The organism is Zunongwangia endophytica (genome assembly GCF_030409505.1).
Taxonomy (GTDB): domain Bacteria; phylum Bacteroidota; class Bacteroidia; order Flavobacteriales; family Flavobacteriaceae; genus Zunongwangia; species Zunongwangia endophytica.
In genome coordinates this window covers 662,731-681,618 of the sequence record NZ_JAUFPZ010000002.1, presented here as the reverse complement: position 1 = coordinate 681,618, position 18,888 = coordinate 662,731, and the positions used below count along the sequence as shown (strand labels likewise).

Sequence of the window (18,888 nt, the reverse complement as noted above, 5' to 3'; positions counted from 1 at the left end):
CTTTTATCCCGAAAGTCAATCCGTTTTTTATTACTATTTGGCAGGTCTCCTGGCTAGCGTCTTTTAAATTACCTTCCCATCCAAAATAGACAGTGGTATTTGAAGTCTTTTACAAGCATTTCTTAACGAAACGAAGCTTTACAGTTGCGGGAACAGCTCAGGTTTTAAAGATTATTCACATTAAATTTTAGAAAAACTAATGCTAACTTTATCCTGATTCCCTTTTAATCGACATTGCTGCCGAACCAAAATTTCGCTGCGAAAATAATCATTTCTTAAAGGAAAGCAGCTTAATTTCTAAATAATATTACTTTTGAAGTCAAACTACAACCTCGTGAAAAAAATTGGAATCCTATTTATTTTTCTTTTAAGCCTTTCTTGCAAGGAAACCGAAAAGTCAAAAAAACCATACAAAAACCAAGATGGACAGGAAATTAAGATAGATTATGCTAACGGATTTACGATTACGAATTATAATGATTATAAAATTATCGAAGTGAATTCGCCTTGGCCAGAAGCTGAAAAAACTTTCAAATATTTATTAGCTGAAAGCAATGCGCGCCTTCCTGAAGATTTAGCGTATGATCAAAAAGTAACTATTCCTGTTGAAAAAATTGTGGTAACCTCTACTACTCACATTCCGGGATTAGAGGCTTTGGATAAAATTGAAACTTTAAAAGGTTTCCCAGGTTTAGATTATATCTCTTCTAAAGAAACTAGAAAATTAATAAATTCAGGAGCTATTAAAGAGGTTGGAAAAAACGAAAGTTTGAATACTGAAGTTTTAATCGACCTTCAACCAGATGTTGTAATCGGGTTTGCTATTAACGCTGATAATAAAAGTTTTAGCACTATTCAAAAAACAGGAATCCCTGTGATTTATAATGGTGAATGGACAGAATCTTCTGCCCTTGGAAAAGCGGAATGGATTAAGTTCTTTGGAGCTCTTTATAACAAATCTAAAGCGGCAGATTCAATTTTCAATAAAATAGAAAGTGATTATAATTCAGCTAAAGAATTAGCCAAAACAGTAGAAACCCAGCCAACCGTACTTAGCGGCGCCATGTATAAAGATCAATGGTATGTTCCTTATGGCAATAGCTGGCAGGCGCAAATGATTAAGGATGCAAACGCAAAATACCTTTGGGCAGATACTAATGGGTCTGGCAGTTTATCACTTTCTTTCGAATCGGTCTTAGACAAAGCTCAAAATGCCGATTATTGGATAAGCGCTGGCCAGTTTACGTCTTATACTGGCATGCTGGAACAATCTGAACATTACTCGCAATTTAAAGCCGTTCAGGATAAAAAACTATATTCGGTGAGCATGAGTAAAGGAGAGACAGGCGGAGTTATTTTTTATGAACTTGGCCCCAACCGTCCAGACCTTATTTTAAAAGACCTTATTGCTATATTTCATCCTGAACTTTTAGAAAACTACGAACCTACATTTTTTAAAGCGCTAAACGATTAATGCAACAAACAGGAAAATATGCTTCAATATTAGCCATTTTGAGTCTGCTTTTAATCGGACTTTTACTGCTGAATATTAGTTTAGGATCTGTAAGCATTCCTTTAAAAGATATTTTCTCCTCCTTTTTTAATGCTGAAGTTTCCAAAGAAACGTATCGTTATATCATCTTAGATTATCGACTTCCCAAAGCATTTACCGCAATTATTGCAGGTTCTGGCTTAGCCATTAGCGGTTTATTAATGCAAACCATGTTTAGAAATCCACTTGCTGGCCCTTATGTTTTGGGTTTGAGTAGCGGTGCAAGTTTGGGTGTTGCGATTGTTATTATGGGAGCAAGCTTAATTGGTAGTAACTTTTTATTGCTAGCGCTCTCTAAATGGACATTGGTAATTGCATCGAGTTTAGGAAGTTTAATGGTGCTTTTTGCAGTGGTTTTAGCTTCTATGCGACTAAGAGATACCATGGCAATACTAATCGTTGGGCTTATGTTTGCAAGTATTACCGGAGCTGTGGTAAGCATTCTAAGTTACTTTAGTCCTGCTGCGCAATTGCAACAATACATTTTTTGGTCCTTCGGGAGTTTAGGCGATCTTTCTTGGGGAGAAGTTGGTATTCTAGGCATATTTTGGTTTGCAGGAATCAGTTTGGCGATTTTTTGTATTAAAAATTTAAATAGCTTGCTTTTAGGTGAAGAATATGCACGAAGTCTTGGTGTTAATATTAGTCAGAACCGAATGCTAATTATCATTTCTACGAGTTTACTAGCTGGAAGTATTACCGCGTTCTGTGGCCCTATTGCTTTTATAGGATTGGCAGTTCCGCACTTAATTCGCCAGATTTTACCGATAAATAATCATTTAATATTACTGCCGGCAGTGATTTTAGGCGGTGCTATTTTAATGCTTATTTGTGATATCGTAGCGCAGTTACCGGGAATGGAATTCACGCTTCCTATCAACGCAATTACTTCAATTATTGGAGCTCCGGTGGTGATTTGGTTACTTCTTAAAAAACAAAAATTTCTTTTTTAAATGAGCACGGTTTCACAAAATATCACCTTAAAAACCACCAATCTTGAGATTGGTTATGCTCACAAGAATCAAAGAAAAACTATAGCTAAGAATATTAATATTGAAGCGCAATCTTCAGAATTAATAGCTGTTATTGGCGTAAACGGAATTGGGAAATCGACTTTTTTACGTAGCATTTCCGGTATTCAGGAGCCGCTTTCTGGAGAAATAACTATTGGAGAGCACAAATTGAAAGAACTTAATAACCTAGAACGTGCTTCGCAAATCGGTTTGGTGCTTACCAATCAGCCCATTTCAAAAAACTTAAGTGTATTCGAATTAATTGCGTTGGGGCGCCAACCTTATACCAACTGGCTGGGTAAACTATCTGAAAATGATCGCGAGAAAATTGAAAATGTTATTAATTTAACGTCGATTAAGGACTTAAGAAATCGCAAATGTTACGAACTTAGTGATGGGCAGTTACAACGCGTTTTGATCGCCAGATCGATCGCGCAAAATACACCTATTATTATCTTGGATGAGCCCACCACACATTTGGACATGTATCATAAAGCTAATGTTTTTAAACTACTAAAAGAGCTAGTAAAACAGACTGAAAAAACGATTATTTTCGCTTCACATGAGATCAATTTAGCCATTCAGATTTGTGACAAAATCATTTTAATGCATCCCGATAAAACGCAAATTGACACTCCAAAAAATCTAATTTCAAAGGGGATGTTTCAGGATTTATTTCCGAAAGAATTAATTCATTTTGATGAAATTTCCAGCTCTTTTCGGATTAAAAATAAGGATTAAATTCGGCTAAAAAAGCCTTTAAAATTCTCTTAATTCTCCAACTAAAAAAAAGGGATTTTCAGTATAAATTTAAGTACATAATTGCTGAAAAAAATAAATAGATTTTTGTGAAATTTCACACCAATTTCTACCTCTACTATGCGTTAAAAAACTTATGACTATATTTGAAACAAACCAATCGATTTCATGGATCAAATATTGCCTTTTTTAATCATTTTTATTGTTGCATTAATCTTTGGATTCTATCTGGGAAATCTTATTTCAGGATTAAAATTTAAAAATAAACTTACAGTTCAAGAAGAAAAATATAATCAACTACTAGTTGAAATAGACAGACTTAATAATCTGGAAAATAAAAACTTAAACGATTATAAAAGTAGTATTGAAAATACTAAGAATGACTTGCTAATAAAATTAGCAGAGGTAAAAACTGAGCGAGAGGACATTAGGAAAGAGAAAAATTTTATTCAGAACGAACTTACCCGAAAAAATGCCGATTACGAACATCTTTTAGAACGACAAACAGAGCAGAAAAAAGAGCTTGAAAATCTTCAGGAGAAATTCAGTATTCAGTTTGAAAATTTAGCCAACAAAATCCTTGAAAATAAGTCTCAAAAATTCACCAATTTAAACAAAGAAAATATTCAAAACATCCTCTCTCCTCTTCAGGAAAAAATTCAACTTTTTGAAAAAAGAATTGAAGAAGGAAACAAAGAAAGTATCGACAGACATGCGATGCTTAGAGAACAAATTATTGGACTGAAAGATCTCAATTTACAAATGAGTAAAGAGGCGAATAATTTGACAAAAGCTTTGAAGGGCGATACAAAAATGCAAGGCAATTGGGGCGAGATGATTTTGGAACGTGTGTTGGAAAAAAGCGGACTGCAAAAAGGTCGAGAATATAGCGTCCAACAATCCTTTACTACCGAGGATGGCAAACGTGTTTTACCAGACGTTGTTATCCATCTACCCGGTGACAAAAAAATGATTGTAGATTCTAAAGTTTCTCTTAATGCTTACGAGCGATATGTAAATGAAACCGAAGAGGATGATAAGCCAGCGCATCTTAAAAATCATCTAATTGCGATTAAAAACCGAATAAACGAACTGAGTCGGAAAAACTACCATCAGCTATACGATGTGGAAAGTCCAGATTTTGTACTCCTATTTATTCCTATTGAAGCTGCCTTTGCCGTAGCCTCTAATGAATATCCAAATTTATACAGCGAAGCCTTTAATAAGAATATCATTTTGGTCACTCCTACAACACTTTTAGCAGTACTTAGAACTATCGATAGCATGTGGCAAAACGAGAAACAAAAAGAGAACGCTATTGAAATTGCCACCCAGGCGGGAAAATTATATGATCAATTTACTAATCTTACCGAGGAACTTTTAAAAGTTGGTAAACAATTAGGAACAGTCCAGAATAGTTATGACGGTGCAATGAAAAAGCTTACAGGGAAAGGAAATCTAATATCTCGGGTAGAAAAACTTAAAAAATTAGGCGCTAAAGCCAGCAAGCAAATCGATGATACGCTGGTAAAAAAATCTACGATACTTCCTGATCACCATTCTGAAAAAAATCTTGGTATATTTGATGAATCTGAAGAACATTCTTAATTACATACAATCAAAAAAATTACATTGCACACTAACATTGATTTAGTTAAGCCAATTTCAAACTTGATTATTTAAGATAAAAAGAATGATTTTCGAAATATGTAATCTCTGGTTCAGATTTAAAATTTAAATATGAAAAAAGTACTATTTTATATTCTTGGCGGTATTTTCCTGTTATTTTTGCTGTATTATGCATTCGCTTATTTTGCTGTATATAGTGAGGGAACTCGGACGGGAGAACTTATAAAATTCAGTAAAAAAGGCGTGGTATATAAAACCTGGGAAGGTGAAATTAGTCAGGGTATCAGTGGTGCTCAGATATTTCAATTTTCAGTTTTAAATAAAGATAAAGACGTTATAAAAGCGCTTCAGGAAAACGAAGGTAATTATGTAAAGCTCTATTATATTGAGCGCTATGCCTCATTTGTTTTCTGGGGTGACACGAAATATTTTGTTACCGAAATAGAAGAAGCTAAATCCCCACATTTTAGAGATAGATGACCAATTCAAAAGATTTTAAAAGAGTAGAAGATTCGCAGGTAACCATTTCAGAATTAATGTTACCAAACCGAGCTAATTTCAACGGAAAAATTCACGGAGGCTATGTTTTATCACTTTTAGATCAAATAGCATTTGCCTGTGCTTCTAAACATTCTGGTACGTACTGCGTAACTGCCAGTGTAGACACAGTAGATTTTCTTGCTCCTATAGAAGTTGGTGAACTCTTAACGATGCGTGCTTCTGTAAATTATGTTGGCCGGAGCTCTATGGTGATTGGTATTCGCGTTGAAACCGAAAATATCCAAACCGGAGAAATGAAGCATTGTAATTCTTCGTATTTCACTATGGTGGCAAAAGATAAAGATGGAAAATCGATAAGTGTTCCCGGCCTTATTTTGGACAACGATCATGATATTAGACGTTTTACTAAAAGCATCAAAAGAAATAAGATGAAGAAAAGGCGTGTGGACGAATTTCAGGAAACTGATTTTGTTTCTGAAAATTATTTACACCTGCTAGAAGATTATAAAGTAAAAATAGACCGATAATTTTGAAGTTTAACGGTTTTATTGTTTCGCTATTTGGTGTTATTTTATTGGCATATTTGCTTCCTCAGGGAAATGATTTACTGCCGTTAAAAACCATTACCGATATTGGAATTGGATTCATCTTCTTTTTCTACGGACTCAAACTTGCGCCTCAGGAAATAAAACAAGGGCTTCTAAATTACAAAGTGCATATTATTGTACAACTCACAACCTTTGTTGTTTTTCCGCTCTTAGCACTCTCCTATTTGCCTTTATTTGAAGAAGGAACAGATTCTGAATTATGGACAGCGATTTTCTTCTTAACCACCTTGCCTTCTACAGTAAGTTCGTCTATAGTAATGGTGGCATTAGCGAAAGGTAACTTGCCCACTGCTATATTTAATGCAAGTTTATCTGGACTAATTGGTATTTTTGCAACTCCAATTTGGTTGAGTGCCATATTGGGTAAAAATGCAGATTTTCAGTTTATCGATGTACTTATTAAGCTTGGCTGGCAAATTATGCTTCCTTTAATTCTAGGCTTGCTTTTACAACGCTACTTTGGAAAATGGGCTAGAAAACATAGCAAGCAATTAGGCTTATTTGATAAAGGAATCATACTTATTATCGTTTACAGTAGTTTTAGCCATTCGTTTACCTCTAATTTATTTAGCAGCATCGATGCCATTGGCTTTATAAAATTAATTTTAGGTGTTTTGGTACTGTTTTTTGTGGTTTATTTTGGCACTGCATGGATCTCAAATATGCTTAAATTACCAACAGAAGATAAAATCACGGCTCAGTTCTGCGGAACAAAAAAATCATTAGTGCACGGTTCTGTTATGGTGAATGTAATCTTCGGAAATGCTGCGAATACAGGTTTGCTTTTGCTTCCAATTATGCTTTTTCATTCGTCTCAGCTAGTCATAATCGCTTATTTTGCTGAAAAATATAGAAAACGAAATACTGAAATTGCTGAAGCATAAAGCAAATAAAAATTGCTAACCCATTTGAGTTTTTAAAAAGACAAACTACCTTTATAAAAAATAAGAAAATGAAGATTCGACCGATTATTTTAGGCTTATCAGCAATTATAATTTCTTCTTGTAAGAACGAAGAAACTAAAGATGCTAAACCTTCTGAAGTTACTGTCGAAGAGCAAGTTCAGGAAGAAGAAATTCCAGTTATGATGTGTTATATGTACACCTCAGAAACGGATACTATTAGTCTAAATATCGAAAAACTCGATAAATCGGTAACAGGTAGCTTAGTCTATATGCTTCAGGAAAAAGATGTAAATCGTGGGCGAATTGATGGCGAAATGAAAGGAGATACGCTCTTTGCTGAATATTCTTTTATGAGCGAAGGAAAAAATTCAGTTCGACCAATCGTATTTTTACAAAAAGGCAATCAATTAATTGAAGGCACTACTACAGAAGACAGCACGAATTATTCATTTAACGAAAGTTTTCCGCTAACCAGAACTAATTGTGGAGTAAATTAAAAAGTAATTATTGCGCCGGATTTAAATATGCTGCAATTTCAGCAATATTGATTGTAAACAAGATCCAACCAATAATTAAAATAAGTCCGCCAAGTGGTGTAACCGGCCCTAAAAATTTCATTTTCTTTCCGTTTGCATCACTAAGTACCAATCCATAAATACTGAAGGAAAAAAGTAGCACTCCTATCACAAAACACCAACCGGTAATTTGTTGGGAAACTTCTCTGAATGGAAATGCGATCGCTGTAACTATAAGTATTAGCGCATGATACATCTGGTATCGCACACCGGTTTCAAAACTTTTCTGTTGATCTTCAGACAATCTCTTTTTTAAAGCATGAGCTGCAAAAGCACCTAAAACTACTGCCAAGCCACCGTAAATTCCACCTATAATTAAAAATAGTTCTTTCATCATTTAAAATAATTTACTTTAAAATTGCCCAAATTCAGTATTAAACAAAATAAAAATCCTCTGAGGCATTTTGCTGAAAAGCTAAAATACAACAGAGGACTTATAATTTAAAAGCAACCTAATTTATTTGCTTAAATACATTTTTCTTCTTGTATAAAGATTATAGAAATCATCATCTTTAAGATCTTTTATAAAGAGAATGCTTTCCCCTGTACTCTTCATCTCTGGTCCTAATTGTTTATTTACTTTATGGAACTTTTCAAAAGAAAATACTGGTTGTTTAATCGCATATCCTTCTAATTGAGGATTGAAATTAAAATCTTTGATCTTCTTATCGCCTAACATCACTTTAGTAGCATAATTTACGTAAGGCTCTTTGTAAGCTTTCGCGATAAATGGCACCGTTCTGGAAGCTCTTGGATTCGCTTCGATAATAAATACTTTATCATCTTTGATCGCAAACTGAATATTGATTAAACCTACTGTATTAAGTGCTAATGCAATTTTACGCGTATGATCTTTTATTTGCTGAAGTACTAAATCTCCTAAAGTAAAAGGAGGCAGCAATGCATTAGAGTCACCTGAGTGTATTCCACAAGGCTCAATATGCTCCATAATACCGATGATATAAACATCTTCGCCATCACAAATAGCATCAGCTTCAGCTTCTATTGCTCCGTCTAAATAATGATCTAATAATAATTTGTTATTCGGAATTTTATGAAGAAGATCTACTACAGTTTCTTCTAATTCCTGCTTATTGATCACAATTTTCATTCCCTGCCCTCCAAGAACATAGGAAGGTCTTACCAATATTGGGAAATCTAATTCATCTGCTAATTTTAAAGCTTCTTCAGCATTTTCCGCAGTTCCGAATTCAGGATAAGGAATATCATTATTCTGAAGCAAAGTAGAGAAACTACCACGATCTTCTGCAAGATCTAAAGCTTCAAAACTAGTTCCCATAATTTTTATTCCGTAGCGCTCTAATTTTTCAGCTAATTTAAGCGCAGTTTGCCCACCAAGCTGAACGATAACACCTTCTGGCTTTTCATGCTGAATAATATCGTAGATATGCTCCCAGAATACAGGCTCAAAATATAGTTTATCAGCTACATCAAAATCGGTTGAAACCGTTTCAGGATTACAGTTGATCATGATGGTTTCGTAACCACATTCAGACGCTGCTAAAACTCCGTGTACACAACTATAATCAAATTCGATTCCCTGGCCAATTCTGTTAGGACCAGAACCAAGTACCACAATTTTCTTACGGTCGGTTACTACACTTTCGTTAGAAGTATATTTTTCTCCGTTAGGTTTTTCGATTTCAGCTTCAAAAGTAGAGTAATAATAAGGAGTCTCTGCTTTAAATTCAGCTGCGCAAGTATCAACCAGTTTGTAAACGCGGTTAATGTTTAATTCGCTTCGTTTTGTATGTACTTCACTTTCCAGACATTTTACCATATAGGCAATTTGGCGATCGGCAAAACCTTTTTGTTTTGCTTCTAGTATCAAATCTTTAGGAAGTGAATTTATATCGTATTTAGTGATTTCATTCTCCAATATGTAAAGCTCCTCGTATTGCTTAAGGAACCACATATCGATTTTTGTAATATCGTGGATGCGACTTAAAGGAATACCAGCCTGGATGGCATCGTAAATTACGAATACGCGATCCCAACTTGCATAGGTAAGCTTTTCGATAATCTCATCGTACTTTGTAGAACCTTTACCATCTGCACCAAGACCATTTCTCTTAATTTCCAGCGATTGAGTTGCTTTATGTAAAGCTTCCTGGAAAGATCGGCCAATACCCATAACTTCTCCAACAGCCTTCATTTGCAATCCTAAAGTTCTATCTGAACCTTCAAATTTATCGAAATTCCAACGAGGAATTTTTACGATAACATAATCTAAAGATGGCTCAAATAATGCTGAAGTAGATTGTGTAATTTGGTTATCTAACTCATCCAATGTATAACCCAAAGCTAACTTTGTAGCGATTTTGGCAATTGGATATCCTGTTGCTTTCGACGCTAATGCAGAAGATCTGGATACACGAGGATTAATTTCAATTGCATAAATCTCTTCTTTTTCGTCTGGACTTACCGCAAACTGTACATTACATCCTCCAGCGAAGTCTCCAATACTACGCATCATTTTTATAGCGAGATCTCGCATTCTTTGGAATGCTGTATCACTGAGCGTCATTGCAGGAGCTACAGTAATCGAATCTCCAGTATGGATTCCCATAGGATCCATATTTTCGATGGTACAGATAATTACTACGTTATCATTCTTGTCACGTAATAATTCTAACTCATATTCCTTCCAGCCAAGTAGGGCTTTATCAATTAAAACTTCATGGATCGGAGAAGCTTCAAGACCACGAGTAAGCATTTCGTCAAACTCTTCAGCTTTATGAACAAAACCGGCTCCACTACCACCTAGAGTAAAAGAAGCTCTAATTACTAATGGAAAACCAAATTCCTGAGCTACTTCTTTACCCTGTAAGTATGAAGTTACCGTTTTTGCAGGAGCTACCGGAATCCCGATACGTCCCATTAATTGTTTAAACTGCTCTCGGTCTTCAGTGATATTGATTGCATCAATATCAACACCAATAAGTTTTACGTTAAAATCATTCCAGATTCCTTTATCATCGGCCTCGATACATAAGTTTAATGCAGTTTGTCCTCCCATCGTAGGCAAAACAGCGTCGATATTTGGATGAGCTTCCAATATCTCGATAATAGACTTAGTAGTAAGTGGCTTTAGGTAAACATGATCTGCCATTGAAGGGTCTGTCATGATTGTAGCCGGATTAGAGTTGATAAGAATCGTCTCTATACCGTCTTCACGTAAAGATCTAAGTGACTGCGTTCCTGAATAATCGAATTCACAGGCCTGTCCGATCACAATCGGTCCAGAACCAATAATCAAAATACTTTTAAGATTGTTGTTTTTGGGCATTTTAAATTGTGTTGTGCTGGTATAAATGTAAGAAGCTATTAGGTATAAAAAAAGGCGTTACTTAAAAAGTAACACCTTTAATATTTTAAAATACTAATTTTCATTAGTGCTTATGTCTATTTTCAGAAGATACAGATAGTTGCTTTCTTCCCTTTGCTCTTCTTCTAGCAAGGACTTTTCTACCGTTCACACTAGCCATACGCTCTCTAAATCCGTGCTTGTTTTTTCTTTTTCTCTTAGATGGTTGAAACGTTCTTTTCATTTTACTGTATCTTTAAACTTCTGTGAAATCTTTTTATTGCTCTTTTTAAAACTGCGTGCAAATATACAAAGCTTTTTAACTCTTCCAAACAGAAAATTAAATTATTTTTAAATCTTTTTATTACCTTTGGCCGCTCAAAATTCTATGCAATATGTTCAATAAAAATATAAAATTAGTTTTAGCAGGATTACTTATAGCTGCAGCCGTTTGGCAATTTATCGAAGGATCTATTGGTAATGGTATTATGCTTATTTTACTAGCCGGTATCTTTATATTTTTATACTTTAAGAATGAAATTATTCTTTTAGCATTCTTAAGACTTAGAAAACAAGATTTCCCAGGAGCTAAAAAATGGCTTGATAAAATCAAAAATCCTGAAGCTGCTTTAACCAAGAAACAACAAGGTTACTATTGGTACTTGCATGGTTTAATGGTTTCTCAAACCAATATAACCCAGGCAGAAAAATTCTTTAAAAGAGCTATAAAATTAGGTTTAGCAATGGATCACGATTTAGCAATGGCTAAATTAAATCTTGCAGGAATTGCGATGACTAAAAGAAGAAAGCGCGAAGCCACTAATTTGCTTACCGAAGCCAAAAAATTGGATAAACACGGAATGCTGAACGATCAAATTAGAATGATGAAGCAGCAAATGAAGAAGATTTAAGCTTCATTCTCAAGCTTTTAAAGGGCAACCAGCCTTTTATCTAAAATATGCACTTTTAACCGATTATATTCAACTTGCTTGATTATTTTAACTAAATTTGGTATGCACTAACCATGTAAACCACGACCAATGCAGAGATCATTATTTTTAATATTGACCTTACTGCTTTTCTCCTTCTTTACTGGAATTTCTCAAGAGACCGATAAAGAAGAAAATCGATTATTATTTTCTGAAGCTTTAGCCCTACATCTTCCGAAATACAATGATAGAGCAGATAAGGCTTACCAACAAAGAAATTTTAAGGAGGGACAACGTTTATTCGATTCCTTAACAAATAATTGTTTATCGGGATCTTATATTGATGATTTCAAACTATTCAATCTTAAAGACAAAGAGGTAAGATTACACGATATACAAAAACCAGTTTATTTAATTACCTATGCTTCCTGGTGTATACCCGGTAAAGGAGCTATACCTGCTATTAACGACATTGCCAACAAGTACAAAAACAATATCCAGTTAGTTGTATTATTTTGGGATACCAAAGCGAAGGTCAAAAAGGTAAGTAATAAATTCAACCGAAATGTAGAAGTATTATACGTAGACGAAACTAAAAATCGATCTTCGTATGTTGTAAAACAACTAAAACACTCTTTGGGCTTACCTACATGCTTTTTAATAGATTCAGATAAACAAATAATGGACATTACTCGCTACACTGCAGTAGCTTACGGAACACCTATTGAAAATGCCCTTAAAAAGAATTTCAACCAAATTGAATCTGGAATTACAGCACATTTAATCAGCAATGAAAATAACACTTTGAACTCTGGTATTGCATCAAAGCATGAGGAGGAAGAATAACTCAGTTTCTAACTGAATTCATATTACATTACATTCAATTCTATATAAAAAAAGAGAAGCCGTTAAAGCTTCTCTTTTTTTTGTTTGAAATGTTGTTTTTAGCTTAATCAATCTTAGTATAACCCTGAGTATAGTAACCGTCTTCGGGAATATCAATATAATAGGTTTTTCCTGAAGAATTATTTAAATGAGCTTCCCGTAGCCACGGATTATGGATTTTTAAAATCTTATAAGTAACACCATGTTTTGCAGCGAAGTCTGGAAAATCTGTTACTGCGGTATCTACTTTTACTTTTTTAGTTGGAATATGTTGGTAAAGATCAGATTCCTGAAATTTGAATCCATACTCGAAAGGACTAGACATAATCTCTTTTAAAGCTAAAATTCTAAACATATACCGTCCAGTTTCTTCACCTAATAACAAATCATAATAATCGCTTACTTTTTGTCTTTCCTGTTGTCTGGCAATCCCTGCTCTACCCGCATTGTAAGCCGCAGCGGCTAAAGTCCAACTACCAAAATCCTTCTTAGATTCTTTTAAATACTGGCAAGCAGCTCTCGTTGCTTTTTCTATATGATAACGCTCATCGACGTTGCTATTAATTTCTAGACCTAATTCTCTACCAGTTCCTTTTAATAATTGCCAAAAACCAACCGCATTTGCAGGACTTACCGCTTGTGTTAATCCACTTTCGATAACTGCTAAATATTTAAAATCGTCTGGAACACCTTCTTCTTTCAAAATGGGTTCGATTACCGGGAAGAATTTATGCGCACGCTTCATTATTAGCAATGCATTAGACTGCCAATACGTATTTACCAGGAGTTCACGATCTAATCGCTCGTGGATATCAGGGTCGGTTAATGGTACCGATTCTCCAGCAAACTTAATATCTTTCGGAACACTTAAAGCTTTAATTGTGTAAACATTAGCTACATTTTTATCAAAAGTCTCCTGATATACTTCTTTATGTTCCTGCTTAATATCTGGATCTTGTACAGCTTCAGTAATGGCAAAAAAAACGGTAGCAGCTCCTACTACAATCAGCCCTGTTTTTAGAATTTTCATGTTATATTTTAATAATTTTCGGATTATTCTTTATTGCTTCTTTCCCTTTTAGAATTAGATCTGGCAGATAATTATTAAACCATCTAAACCGATTTATAATCATCACATGCGTCCCACCTTCTATCACAATTGCATCACTAATATATTTAATAGGAAAAACTACATCTTTATCACCATGAATATGGATAATCTCTGGATTTACAGTACTACAATCCCAGTTCACCATATTTTGTATTGCCCACGAAAGATAATATTTATCCCGAACCGACAAATATTGTTGGTATAATTTTGCACGTTTTTTAAGATAATCGTTAACCGCCACTTTTTCTAATTGATCTACATAATCTAATAGACCTACCGGTAACAATTTATAAACGCCCGTTTTACTGGCAAATTTCATTTTTTTAGGCAGTTCGTCTCTACATTTTATGCTAGAGATAATTATTAGCCGCCTTACCTTAATATATTTTGCTATCTCCTGCACAATAACTCCGCCAAAAGACACCCCGATTAAAACAATATTTTCGTGATGGATATTCTCTATAATTCTTTGCGAATAACCTTTAATACTTTCATCCCTAGTTGGTATTAGCCATTGCAACCAATGAATTTTAAATTGATCCTCGGGAAGTTTAACGAATTCGAAGATCGTCGGATTTGCTGCCATTCCCGGCATAAAATAAACGTGTATTAACTCTTTAGCGCTATCACTCATGTTAGTATAAGTCCTTTATCAGGCTTAAAATCGTAAATTTACTCGATAATCAAGATTAAATGTTGCGGTCCCAATAGCCATCGGAATGCCGCAGAATAAATAACTTTTAGGCAATTTTCAATTCTGATTGCCGAAAGTAAGTTTACTTTCAAAAATAAGACTAAATAATTGGCTTACATAAAAAGAAAAGAAAAATGAAAAAGACAGTTTACCCTGCCGATAAAAGAGGAAAAGCAGATTTTGGATGGCTTAATGCGAGATACTCCTTCAGTTTTGCAAATTATTTCAATCCTAATAATGTCCATTTTGGACTTTTACGAGTATTAAATGATGATTTAGTGAAGGGCGGAATGGGATTTGGTACGCATCCACATCAAAATATGGAAATTATCAGCATCCCCTTAGAAGGTGCTATTGCCCATAAAGATTCTATAGGAAATGCTTCGACTATTGAAACGGGAGAAGTACAGGTGATGAGTGCCGGCACCGGTGTTGAACACAGCGAATTCAATCCAAATTCTACAGAAACATTAAATCTTTTACAAATTTGGATATTTTCTGAAAAAGAGAACGTTAAACCGCGTTACGATCAAAGAAATTTTGCTGAATTGCTAACTCCAAACAAACTAGTAACGGTTGTTGGCCCTGAAGGAAATGATTTTGAAAATGCACTATGGATACATCAACAAGCCTATCTATCTCTTGGTAATTTTGATGAAGGCACAAATTTTGATTATACTCTAAAAGGCAAAAATAGTGGTGTTTACGTTTTTTTAATTGAAGGAGAAGCTAATATCGCTGATGAAGAGCTTAGTAAGAGAGATGCCATGGGAATTTCAGGAACAACATCTTTTGCAGTTTCCTTCAGTAAAAACAGTAAAATATTACTTATTGAAGTGCCTATGGAGTAAAATAAACTTCCTGAATTCAGCTTTAAATTTGGCGATTCTTAGCTTAATTATTTCCGTAGAATAATAATTCGAGAAATGTCTAAAAAGGCTTCGTATCTCGATAGTTAAGTTTAACTAAGATTAGAAGAATTCAGAAATAAATATGTATAAGATGAATGATGCAGACTTTAAGATTACAGACAATAAATTTTTAAGACAATTCGAAACGACTTTAAACGGCGAATTAGCCGTTATTGAGTACTCCGATCAAGATCGAAAAATCTTTCTTACCAAGCTTAGGATGCCCAAAGATTTCGAGAACGAAGAAACGACCAATAAATTTATTGAAGCAGTTCTGGCTGAAATTAAAGAAAACAGAAACGCCAGAGTTATGCCTACCCAACCTGATATCGCAAAGTTTATGCGGCGCAATCGCAGAAAATACAAAGATCTGCTTCCGGTAGGAATTAATATTTAGGCACTAACTGCCTCTTTTACAAATTCAAACCGTACCATTCCATCTTCATCAATTTCAGTTAACTGAATATCATGAAGTGTATTAACAAGCTCCGGATTCCACGGAGCTTTTACTTTTACATAATTCTCTGTAAATCCATGAATATAGCCTTCTTTATTCTCTCCTTCGAAAAGCACGGTATGTGTGGTTCCTAACTGACTTTCGTAAAAAGCTCTACGTTTTTTAGCAGAAAGGCCACGTAACATTTTGCTTCGTTTCTTTCGAACTTTGGTAGAAACTATACCATCCATTTCAGCGGCTGGAGTATTATCACGTTCAGAATACGTAAATACGTGTAAATAAGAAATATCAAGTTCGGTTAAAAACGTATACGTTTCTAAGAAATGTTCATCTGTTTCGCCAGGGAATCCAACAATCACATCTACACCGATACACGCATCTGGCATAACCCTTTTAATTTGTGCTACACGATCTACATATAATTCACGCAAATAACGACGACGCATTAACTTCAGCATATCATTACTCCCACTCTGCAATGGAATGTGAAAGTGAGGTACAAAAGTATCGCTATCTGCGACAAAATCTATCGTATCATTTTTCAGCAAATTGGGTTCTATAGAAGAAATTCTTAAGCGTTCAATTCCATCGACTTCATCTAAAGCTTTTACAAGATCTAGAAATGTGTGCTCGTGTTTTTTATTCCCAAATTCGCCTTTACCATAATCACCAATATTTACTCCGGTAAGTACAATTTCCTTGATATTCTGTTCAGAAATTTCCGCAGCATTCTGTAAAACATTTTCAAGCTTATCACTTCGTGAAATTCCACGAGCTAAAGGAATCGTACAATACGTACACTTATAATCACAGCCATCCTGAACTTTTAGAAAAGCACGCGTACGATCACCAATAGAATACGAACCTACGTAAAAATCGGCTTCCTGAATTTCACAACTGTGCACCTCTCCAAAATCATTTTTAGAAAGATCGTTTAAATAATCGGTAATCTTAAATTTTTCAGTAGCACCCAAAACAAGGTCTACACCATCAACTGCAGCAAGTTCTTCAGGCTTCAATTGCGCGTAACAACCTACGCCCACAATAAAAGCATCTTCATTAACCTTTTGAGCCTGTTTTACAATGGTTTTAAAGCGCTTATCCGCATTCTCGGTTACCGAGCAGGTATTTATTACATAAATATCTGCAAATTCGTTAAACTCTACTTTTTCAAAGCCTTCTTCCTGGAAAGATCTGGCAATTGTCGAAGTCTCAGAGAAATTCAATTTGCATCCTAGCGTATAAAAAGCAACTTTTTTATCCATCATTTTTCTGCTCTTTTTGGCAAAATCAAGCTTCGCCATATTTTGGGGTGCAAATATACTATCTAAAATCGGTTTAGTAAAATCGCAACCTCTGTTTTGAGCTTTGTTTATCAGCTATTTAATAAAAAGTAATATTTAGAAGAATTCAATTTTAAATCATGGCTTAAACTGAAACTCCTAAAAAAGAAAATTAAGTCTATTTATCGAATTTCAGCTTGAAACTCTTCGTTTATAAACTTTTTAAAAAATTATATTTGCTGAAAAATAGAAGCTATGAGCAGTAAAGCTATAGACTTAAGAACGGTGAATGTTACGCGCTATATCACACCATTGCGAGAAGGTGGTTCGCTACCTGCGTTGGCCGATGCCGATGATGATTTTAAATATGTTATTAAATTTAGAGGCGCAGGTCATGGTAGCAAAGCTTTGATTGCAGATTTAATTGGTGGCGAAATTGCTCGGTTTTTAGGTTTTAAGGTTCCTGAAATTGTTTTTGCAAACCTGGATGAAGCTTTCGGCAGAACAGAAGGCGACGAAGAAATTCAAGATTTATTAAAAGGTAGTCAGGGTTTAAATCTAGGACTCCATTTTTTATCTGGTGCGATTAATTACGATCCTGTAGTAACCGAAATTGATCCTGAAACTGCTTCTAAAATTGTATGGTTGGATGCTTATTTAACCAATATCGATCGCACATTTAGAAACACCAATATGCTTAGTTGGCATAAAGAATTATGGCTTATCGATCATGGTGCATCGCTTTACTTTCATCATTCTTGGATCAACTGGGAGAAAACAGCAAAAACACCTTTCACTTTTATTAAAGATCATGTACTATTACCACAGGCTAGTAAATTGAAAGAGGCTGATGCCGATTTTAAGAAAAAACTTTCTGCGGAAGTGTTACAAAATATCGTAAATCTTATTCCTGAAGACTGGATTCTTTGGGAAGGAAGCGAGGAATCTCCTGCTGAAATTAGAGAAGTTTACCTAAATTTCTTGAAAATAAGATTAAATCATTCTGAAATTTTCACAAAACAAGCGCAAGATGCAAGACAGTCACTTATATGAATATGCCGTGATTAGGCTTGTCCCAAAAGTAGAGCGGGAAGAGTTTATAAATGTTGGTGTCGGTATTTTTTCTAAAAAAACCGGCTTTATAAACATGCGTTATCTGCTGAATAAAGAGAAGCTTAGCGTTATTTGTCCAGATTGTGATTTGGAAGAAATCGAAAGAAATTTAGATTCTTTTAGACGTATTTGCATAGGACAAAAAAATGCCGGACCTATTGCTCAAATGGATGCAGCCTCAAGGTTTCGATGGTTAACAGCTACCAGAAGTTCTGTAATACAAACATCACTAACACATCCAGGATTTAGCAAAGATCTAGAACAGACATTGAACTGTTTGTTTGAAGAAATGGTTTTGTGAGATAAGAGAAAAGAGACTTAAGATGTCTGATAATTTTTAACGATCAAAAATTCTGAGTCTAATTTCTAAGATCTATATTCTTTTTTCTAAATTTAGAATATGAGTTTTGGAAGTTCCATAGGTGCTATTATTAGCCAACGTAATAACAAGAGAGAACTTCTCAACTGAAAAGATATGCTGAAAAAACAGGCTCTAAATTAGGTAAACTTAGTAATTATGATAAGTTTTCTAAAGAAGAACTAAACCAACTAGGACGTAAAATTAAAGCTGAAAATAATAAAAAGCGGCAAAGAATTATTGTCTTTACCGCCTTTGTCATGATTCTTATAATTTC

The 18,888-nt window shown here is 34.6% G+C and carries 20 protein-coding genes and 1 riboswitch; of the genes, 14 read left to right on the top strand and 6 right to left on the bottom strand.

Annotation, left to right across the window (positions count from 1 at the left end):
* Positions 1–22: 22 nt before the first annotated feature.
* Positions 23–265: riboswitch (cobalamin riboswitch) on the bottom strand.
* Positions 266–334: 69 nt separating this feature from the next.
* From QWY91_RS03125 to QWY91_RS03090, 8 genes are all read left to right on the top strand, one after another.
* Positions 335–1,474: an ABC transporter substrate-binding protein gene (locus QWY91_RS03125; RefSeq protein WP_290231612.1), complete on the top strand. Its 1,140-nt coding sequence runs from the start codon at positions 335–337 to the stop codon at positions 1,472–1,474.
* On the top strand, positions 1,474–2,505 hold the full coding sequence (locus QWY91_RS03120) for an iron chelate uptake ABC transporter family permease subunit (protein WP_290231611.1): 1,032 nt from the start codon (positions 1,474–1,476) through the stop codon (positions 2,503–2,505). Before QWY91_RS03125 ends, QWY91_RS03120 begins: the two co-directional genes overlap by 1 nt.
* The gene (locus QWY91_RS03115; RefSeq protein WP_290231609.1) at positions 2,506–3,306 is read left to right on the top strand and encodes an ABC transporter ATP-binding protein; all 801 of its coding nucleotides are present in this window, start codon (positions 2,506–2,508) and stop codon (positions 3,304–3,306) included.
* Between the two features lie 186 nt (positions 3,307–3,492).
* A complete protein-coding gene (locus QWY91_RS03110) occupies positions 3,493–4,932 on the top strand; it encodes a DNA recombination protein RmuC (protein WP_290231607.1) in 1,440 nt (479 codons plus the stop codon).
* 132 nt (positions 4,933–5,064) lie between these two features.
* Positions 5,065–5,433 carry a DUF8785 domain-containing protein gene (locus QWY91_RS03105; protein ID WP_290231605.1) on the top strand — a complete coding sequence of 123 codons (369 nt, stop codon included), beginning with the start codon at positions 5,065–5,067 and terminating at the stop codon, positions 5,431–5,433.
* Positions 5,430–5,981, top strand: a complete 552-nt coding sequence (locus tag QWY91_RS03100) for an acyl-CoA thioesterase (protein ID WP_290231604.1) — start codon at positions 5,430–5,432, stop codon at positions 5,979–5,981. Before QWY91_RS03105 ends, QWY91_RS03100 begins: the two co-directional genes overlap by 4 nt.
* Before the next feature lie 2 nt (positions 5,982–5,983).
* Positions 5,984–6,946, top strand: a complete 963-nt coding sequence (locus tag QWY91_RS03095; RefSeq protein WP_290231602.1) for a bile acid:sodium symporter family protein — start codon at positions 5,984–5,986, stop codon at positions 6,944–6,946.
* Positions 6,947–7,014: 68 nt separating this feature from the next.
* A complete protein-coding gene (locus QWY91_RS03090; RefSeq protein WP_290231599.1) occupies positions 7,015–7,464 on the top strand; it encodes a hypothetical protein in 450 nt (149 codons plus the stop codon).
* Between the two features lie 7 nt (positions 7,465–7,471).
* Here QWY91_RS03090 and QWY91_RS03085 read toward each other — a convergent pair whose 3' ends face one another.
* The 3 genes from QWY91_RS03085 to rpmH all read right to left on the bottom strand — a co-directional run bounded on the left by QWY91_RS03085 (position 7,472) and on the right by rpmH (position 11,114).
* The gene (locus QWY91_RS03085; protein ID WP_290237054.1) at positions 7,472–7,876 is read right to left on the bottom strand and encodes a DUF423 domain-containing protein; all 405 of its coding nucleotides are present in this window, start codon (positions 7,874–7,876) and stop codon (positions 7,472–7,474) included.
* A 123-nt stretch (positions 7,877–7,999) separates the two neighbouring features.
* Positions 8,000–10,852 carry a carbamoyl-phosphate synthase large subunit gene (carB, locus tag QWY91_RS03080; RefSeq protein WP_290231597.1) on the bottom strand — a complete coding sequence of 951 codons (2,853 nt, stop codon included), beginning with the start codon at positions 10,850–10,852 and terminating at the stop codon, positions 8,000–8,002.
* 103 nt (positions 10,853–10,955) lie between these two features.
* Positions 10,956–11,114 carry a 50S ribosomal protein L34 gene (gene rpmH / locus QWY91_RS03075; protein WP_290231595.1) on the bottom strand — a complete coding sequence of 53 codons (159 nt, stop codon included), beginning with the start codon at positions 11,112–11,114 and terminating at the stop codon, positions 10,956–10,958.
* 151 nt (positions 11,115–11,265) lie between these two features.
* On the opposite strand from rpmH, the gene QWY91_RS03070 reads away from it, so the two are divergent.
* Together QWY91_RS03070 and QWY91_RS03065 are read left to right on the top strand one after the other, a co-directional pair.
* Positions 11,266–11,781: a DUF2892 domain-containing protein gene (locus QWY91_RS03070; protein ID WP_290231594.1), complete on the top strand. Its 516-nt coding sequence runs from the start codon at positions 11,266–11,268 to the stop codon at positions 11,779–11,781.
* A 129-nt stretch (positions 11,782–11,910) separates the two neighbouring features.
* Positions 11,911–12,645, top strand: coding sequence for a peroxiredoxin family protein (locus QWY91_RS03065; protein WP_290231592.1), 735 nt, complete (start codon positions 11,911–11,913; stop codon positions 12,643–12,645).
* A 103-nt stretch (positions 12,646–12,748) separates the two neighbouring features.
* On the opposite strand, the gene QWY91_RS03060 is transcribed toward QWY91_RS03065, so the two are convergent.
* Positions 12,749–13,714 carry a lytic transglycosylase domain-containing protein gene (locus QWY91_RS03060; protein WP_290231591.1) on the bottom strand — a complete coding sequence of 322 codons (966 nt, stop codon included), beginning with the start codon at positions 13,712–13,714 and terminating at the stop codon, positions 12,749–12,751.
* A 1-nt stretch (position 13,715) separates the two neighbouring features.
* Positions 13,716–14,429, bottom strand: a complete 714-nt coding sequence (locus QWY91_RS03055) for an alpha/beta hydrolase (protein ID WP_290231589.1) — start codon at positions 14,427–14,429, stop codon at positions 13,716–13,718.
* A 194-nt stretch (positions 14,430–14,623) separates the two neighbouring features.
* On the opposite strand from QWY91_RS03055, the gene QWY91_RS03050 reads away from it, so the two are divergent.
* Together QWY91_RS03050 and QWY91_RS03045 are read left to right on the top strand one after the other, a co-directional pair.
* Positions 14,624–15,340, top strand: a complete 717-nt coding sequence (locus tag QWY91_RS03050; protein WP_290231587.1) for a pirin family protein — start codon at positions 14,624–14,626, stop codon at positions 15,338–15,340.
* Positions 15,341–15,491: 151 nt separating this feature from the next.
* A complete protein-coding gene (locus tag QWY91_RS03045) occupies positions 15,492–15,797 on the top strand; it encodes an N-acetyltransferase (protein ID WP_290231585.1) in 306 nt (101 codons plus the stop codon).
* Here QWY91_RS03045 and mtaB read toward each other — a convergent pair.
* Positions 15,794–17,125 carry a tRNA (N(6)-L-threonylcarbamoyladenosine(37)-C(2))-methylthiotransferase MtaB gene (gene mtaB, locus QWY91_RS03040; RefSeq protein ID WP_290237053.1) on the bottom strand — a complete coding sequence of 444 codons (1,332 nt, stop codon included), beginning with the start codon at positions 17,123–17,125 and terminating at the stop codon, positions 15,794–15,796. The genes QWY91_RS03045 and mtaB overlap by 4 nt on opposite strands.
* Positions 17,126–17,395: 270 nt before the next feature.
* Here mtaB and QWY91_RS03035 point away from each other — a divergent pair, with 270 nt between their 5' ends.
* Positions 17,396–18,193 (top strand): HipA family kinase, encoded by a 798-nt coding sequence (locus QWY91_RS03035; protein ID WP_290231583.1) that lies wholly within the window; start codon positions 17,396–17,398, stop codon positions 18,191–18,193.
* On the top strand, positions 18,171–18,554 hold the full coding sequence (locus QWY91_RS03030; protein WP_290231581.1) for a DUF3037 domain-containing protein: 384 nt from the start codon (positions 18,171–18,173) through the stop codon (positions 18,552–18,554). Before QWY91_RS03035 ends, QWY91_RS03030 begins: the two co-directional genes overlap by 23 nt.
* The last annotated feature ends 334 nt before the right edge of the window (positions 18,555–18,888 follow it).

Excerpts from the sequence above, each read along its gene's own strand:
- QWY91_RS03120 (WP_290231611.1), top strand. The coding sequence starts at position 1,474 with ATGCAACAAACAGGAAAATATGCTTCAATATTAGCCATTTTGAGTCTG.
- QWY91_RS03115 (WP_290231609.1), top strand. The coding sequence starts at position 2,506 with ATGAGCACGGTTTCACAAAATATCACCTTAAAAACCACCAATCTTGAG.
- QWY91_RS03110 (WP_290231607.1), top strand. The coding sequence starts at position 3,493 with ATGGATCAAATATTGCCTTTTTTAATCATTTTTATTGTTGCATTAATC.
- QWY91_RS03105 (WP_290231605.1), top strand. The coding sequence starts at position 5,065 with ATGAAAAAAGTACTATTTTATATTCTTGGCGGTATTTTCCTGTTATTT.
- QWY91_RS03100 (WP_290231604.1), top strand. The coding sequence starts at position 5,430 with ATGACCAATTCAAAAGATTTTAAAAGAGTAGAAGATTCGCAGGTAACC.
- QWY91_RS03090 (WP_290231599.1), top strand. The coding sequence starts at position 7,015 with ATGAAGATTCGACCGATTATTTTAGGCTTATCAGCAATTATAATTTCT.
- QWY91_RS03085 (WP_290237054.1), bottom strand. The coding sequence starts at position 7,876 with ATGAAAGAACTATTTTTAATTATAGGTGGAATTTACGGTGGCTTGGCA.
- carB (WP_290231597.1), bottom strand. The coding sequence starts at position 10,852 with ATGCCCAAAAACAACAATCTTAAAAGTATTTTGATTATTGGTTCTGGA.
- rpmH (WP_290231595.1), bottom strand. The coding sequence starts at position 11,114 with ATGAAAAGAACGTTTCAACCATCTAAGAGAAAAAGAAAAAACAAGCAC.
- QWY91_RS03070 (WP_290231594.1), top strand. The coding sequence starts at position 11,266 with ATGTTCAATAAAAATATAAAATTAGTTTTAGCAGGATTACTTATAGCT.
- QWY91_RS03065 (WP_290231592.1), top strand. The coding sequence starts at position 11,911 with ATGCAGAGATCATTATTTTTAATATTGACCTTACTGCTTTTCTCCTTC.
- QWY91_RS03060 (WP_290231591.1), bottom strand. The coding sequence starts at position 13,714 with ATGAAAATTCTAAAAACAGGGCTGATTGTAGTAGGAGCTGCTACCGTT.
- QWY91_RS03055 (WP_290231589.1), bottom strand. The coding sequence starts at position 14,429 with ATGAGTGATAGCGCTAAAGAGTTAATACACGTTTATTTTATGCCGGGA.
- QWY91_RS03050 (WP_290231587.1), top strand. The coding sequence starts at position 14,624 with ATGAAAAAGACAGTTTACCCTGCCGATAAAAGAGGAAAAGCAGATTTT.
- QWY91_RS03045 (WP_290231585.1), top strand. The coding sequence starts at position 15,492 with ATGAATGATGCAGACTTTAAGATTACAGACAATAAATTTTTAAGACAA.
- mtaB (WP_290237053.1), bottom strand. The coding sequence starts at position 17,125 with ATGATGGATAAAAAAGTTGCTTTTTATACGCTAGGATGCAAATTGAAT.
- QWY91_RS03035 (WP_290231583.1), top strand. The coding sequence starts at position 17,396 with ATGAGCAGTAAAGCTATAGACTTAAGAACGGTGAATGTTACGCGCTAT.
- QWY91_RS03030 (WP_290231581.1), top strand. The coding sequence starts at position 18,171 with ATGCAAGACAGTCACTTATATGAATATGCCGTGATTAGGCTTGTCCCA.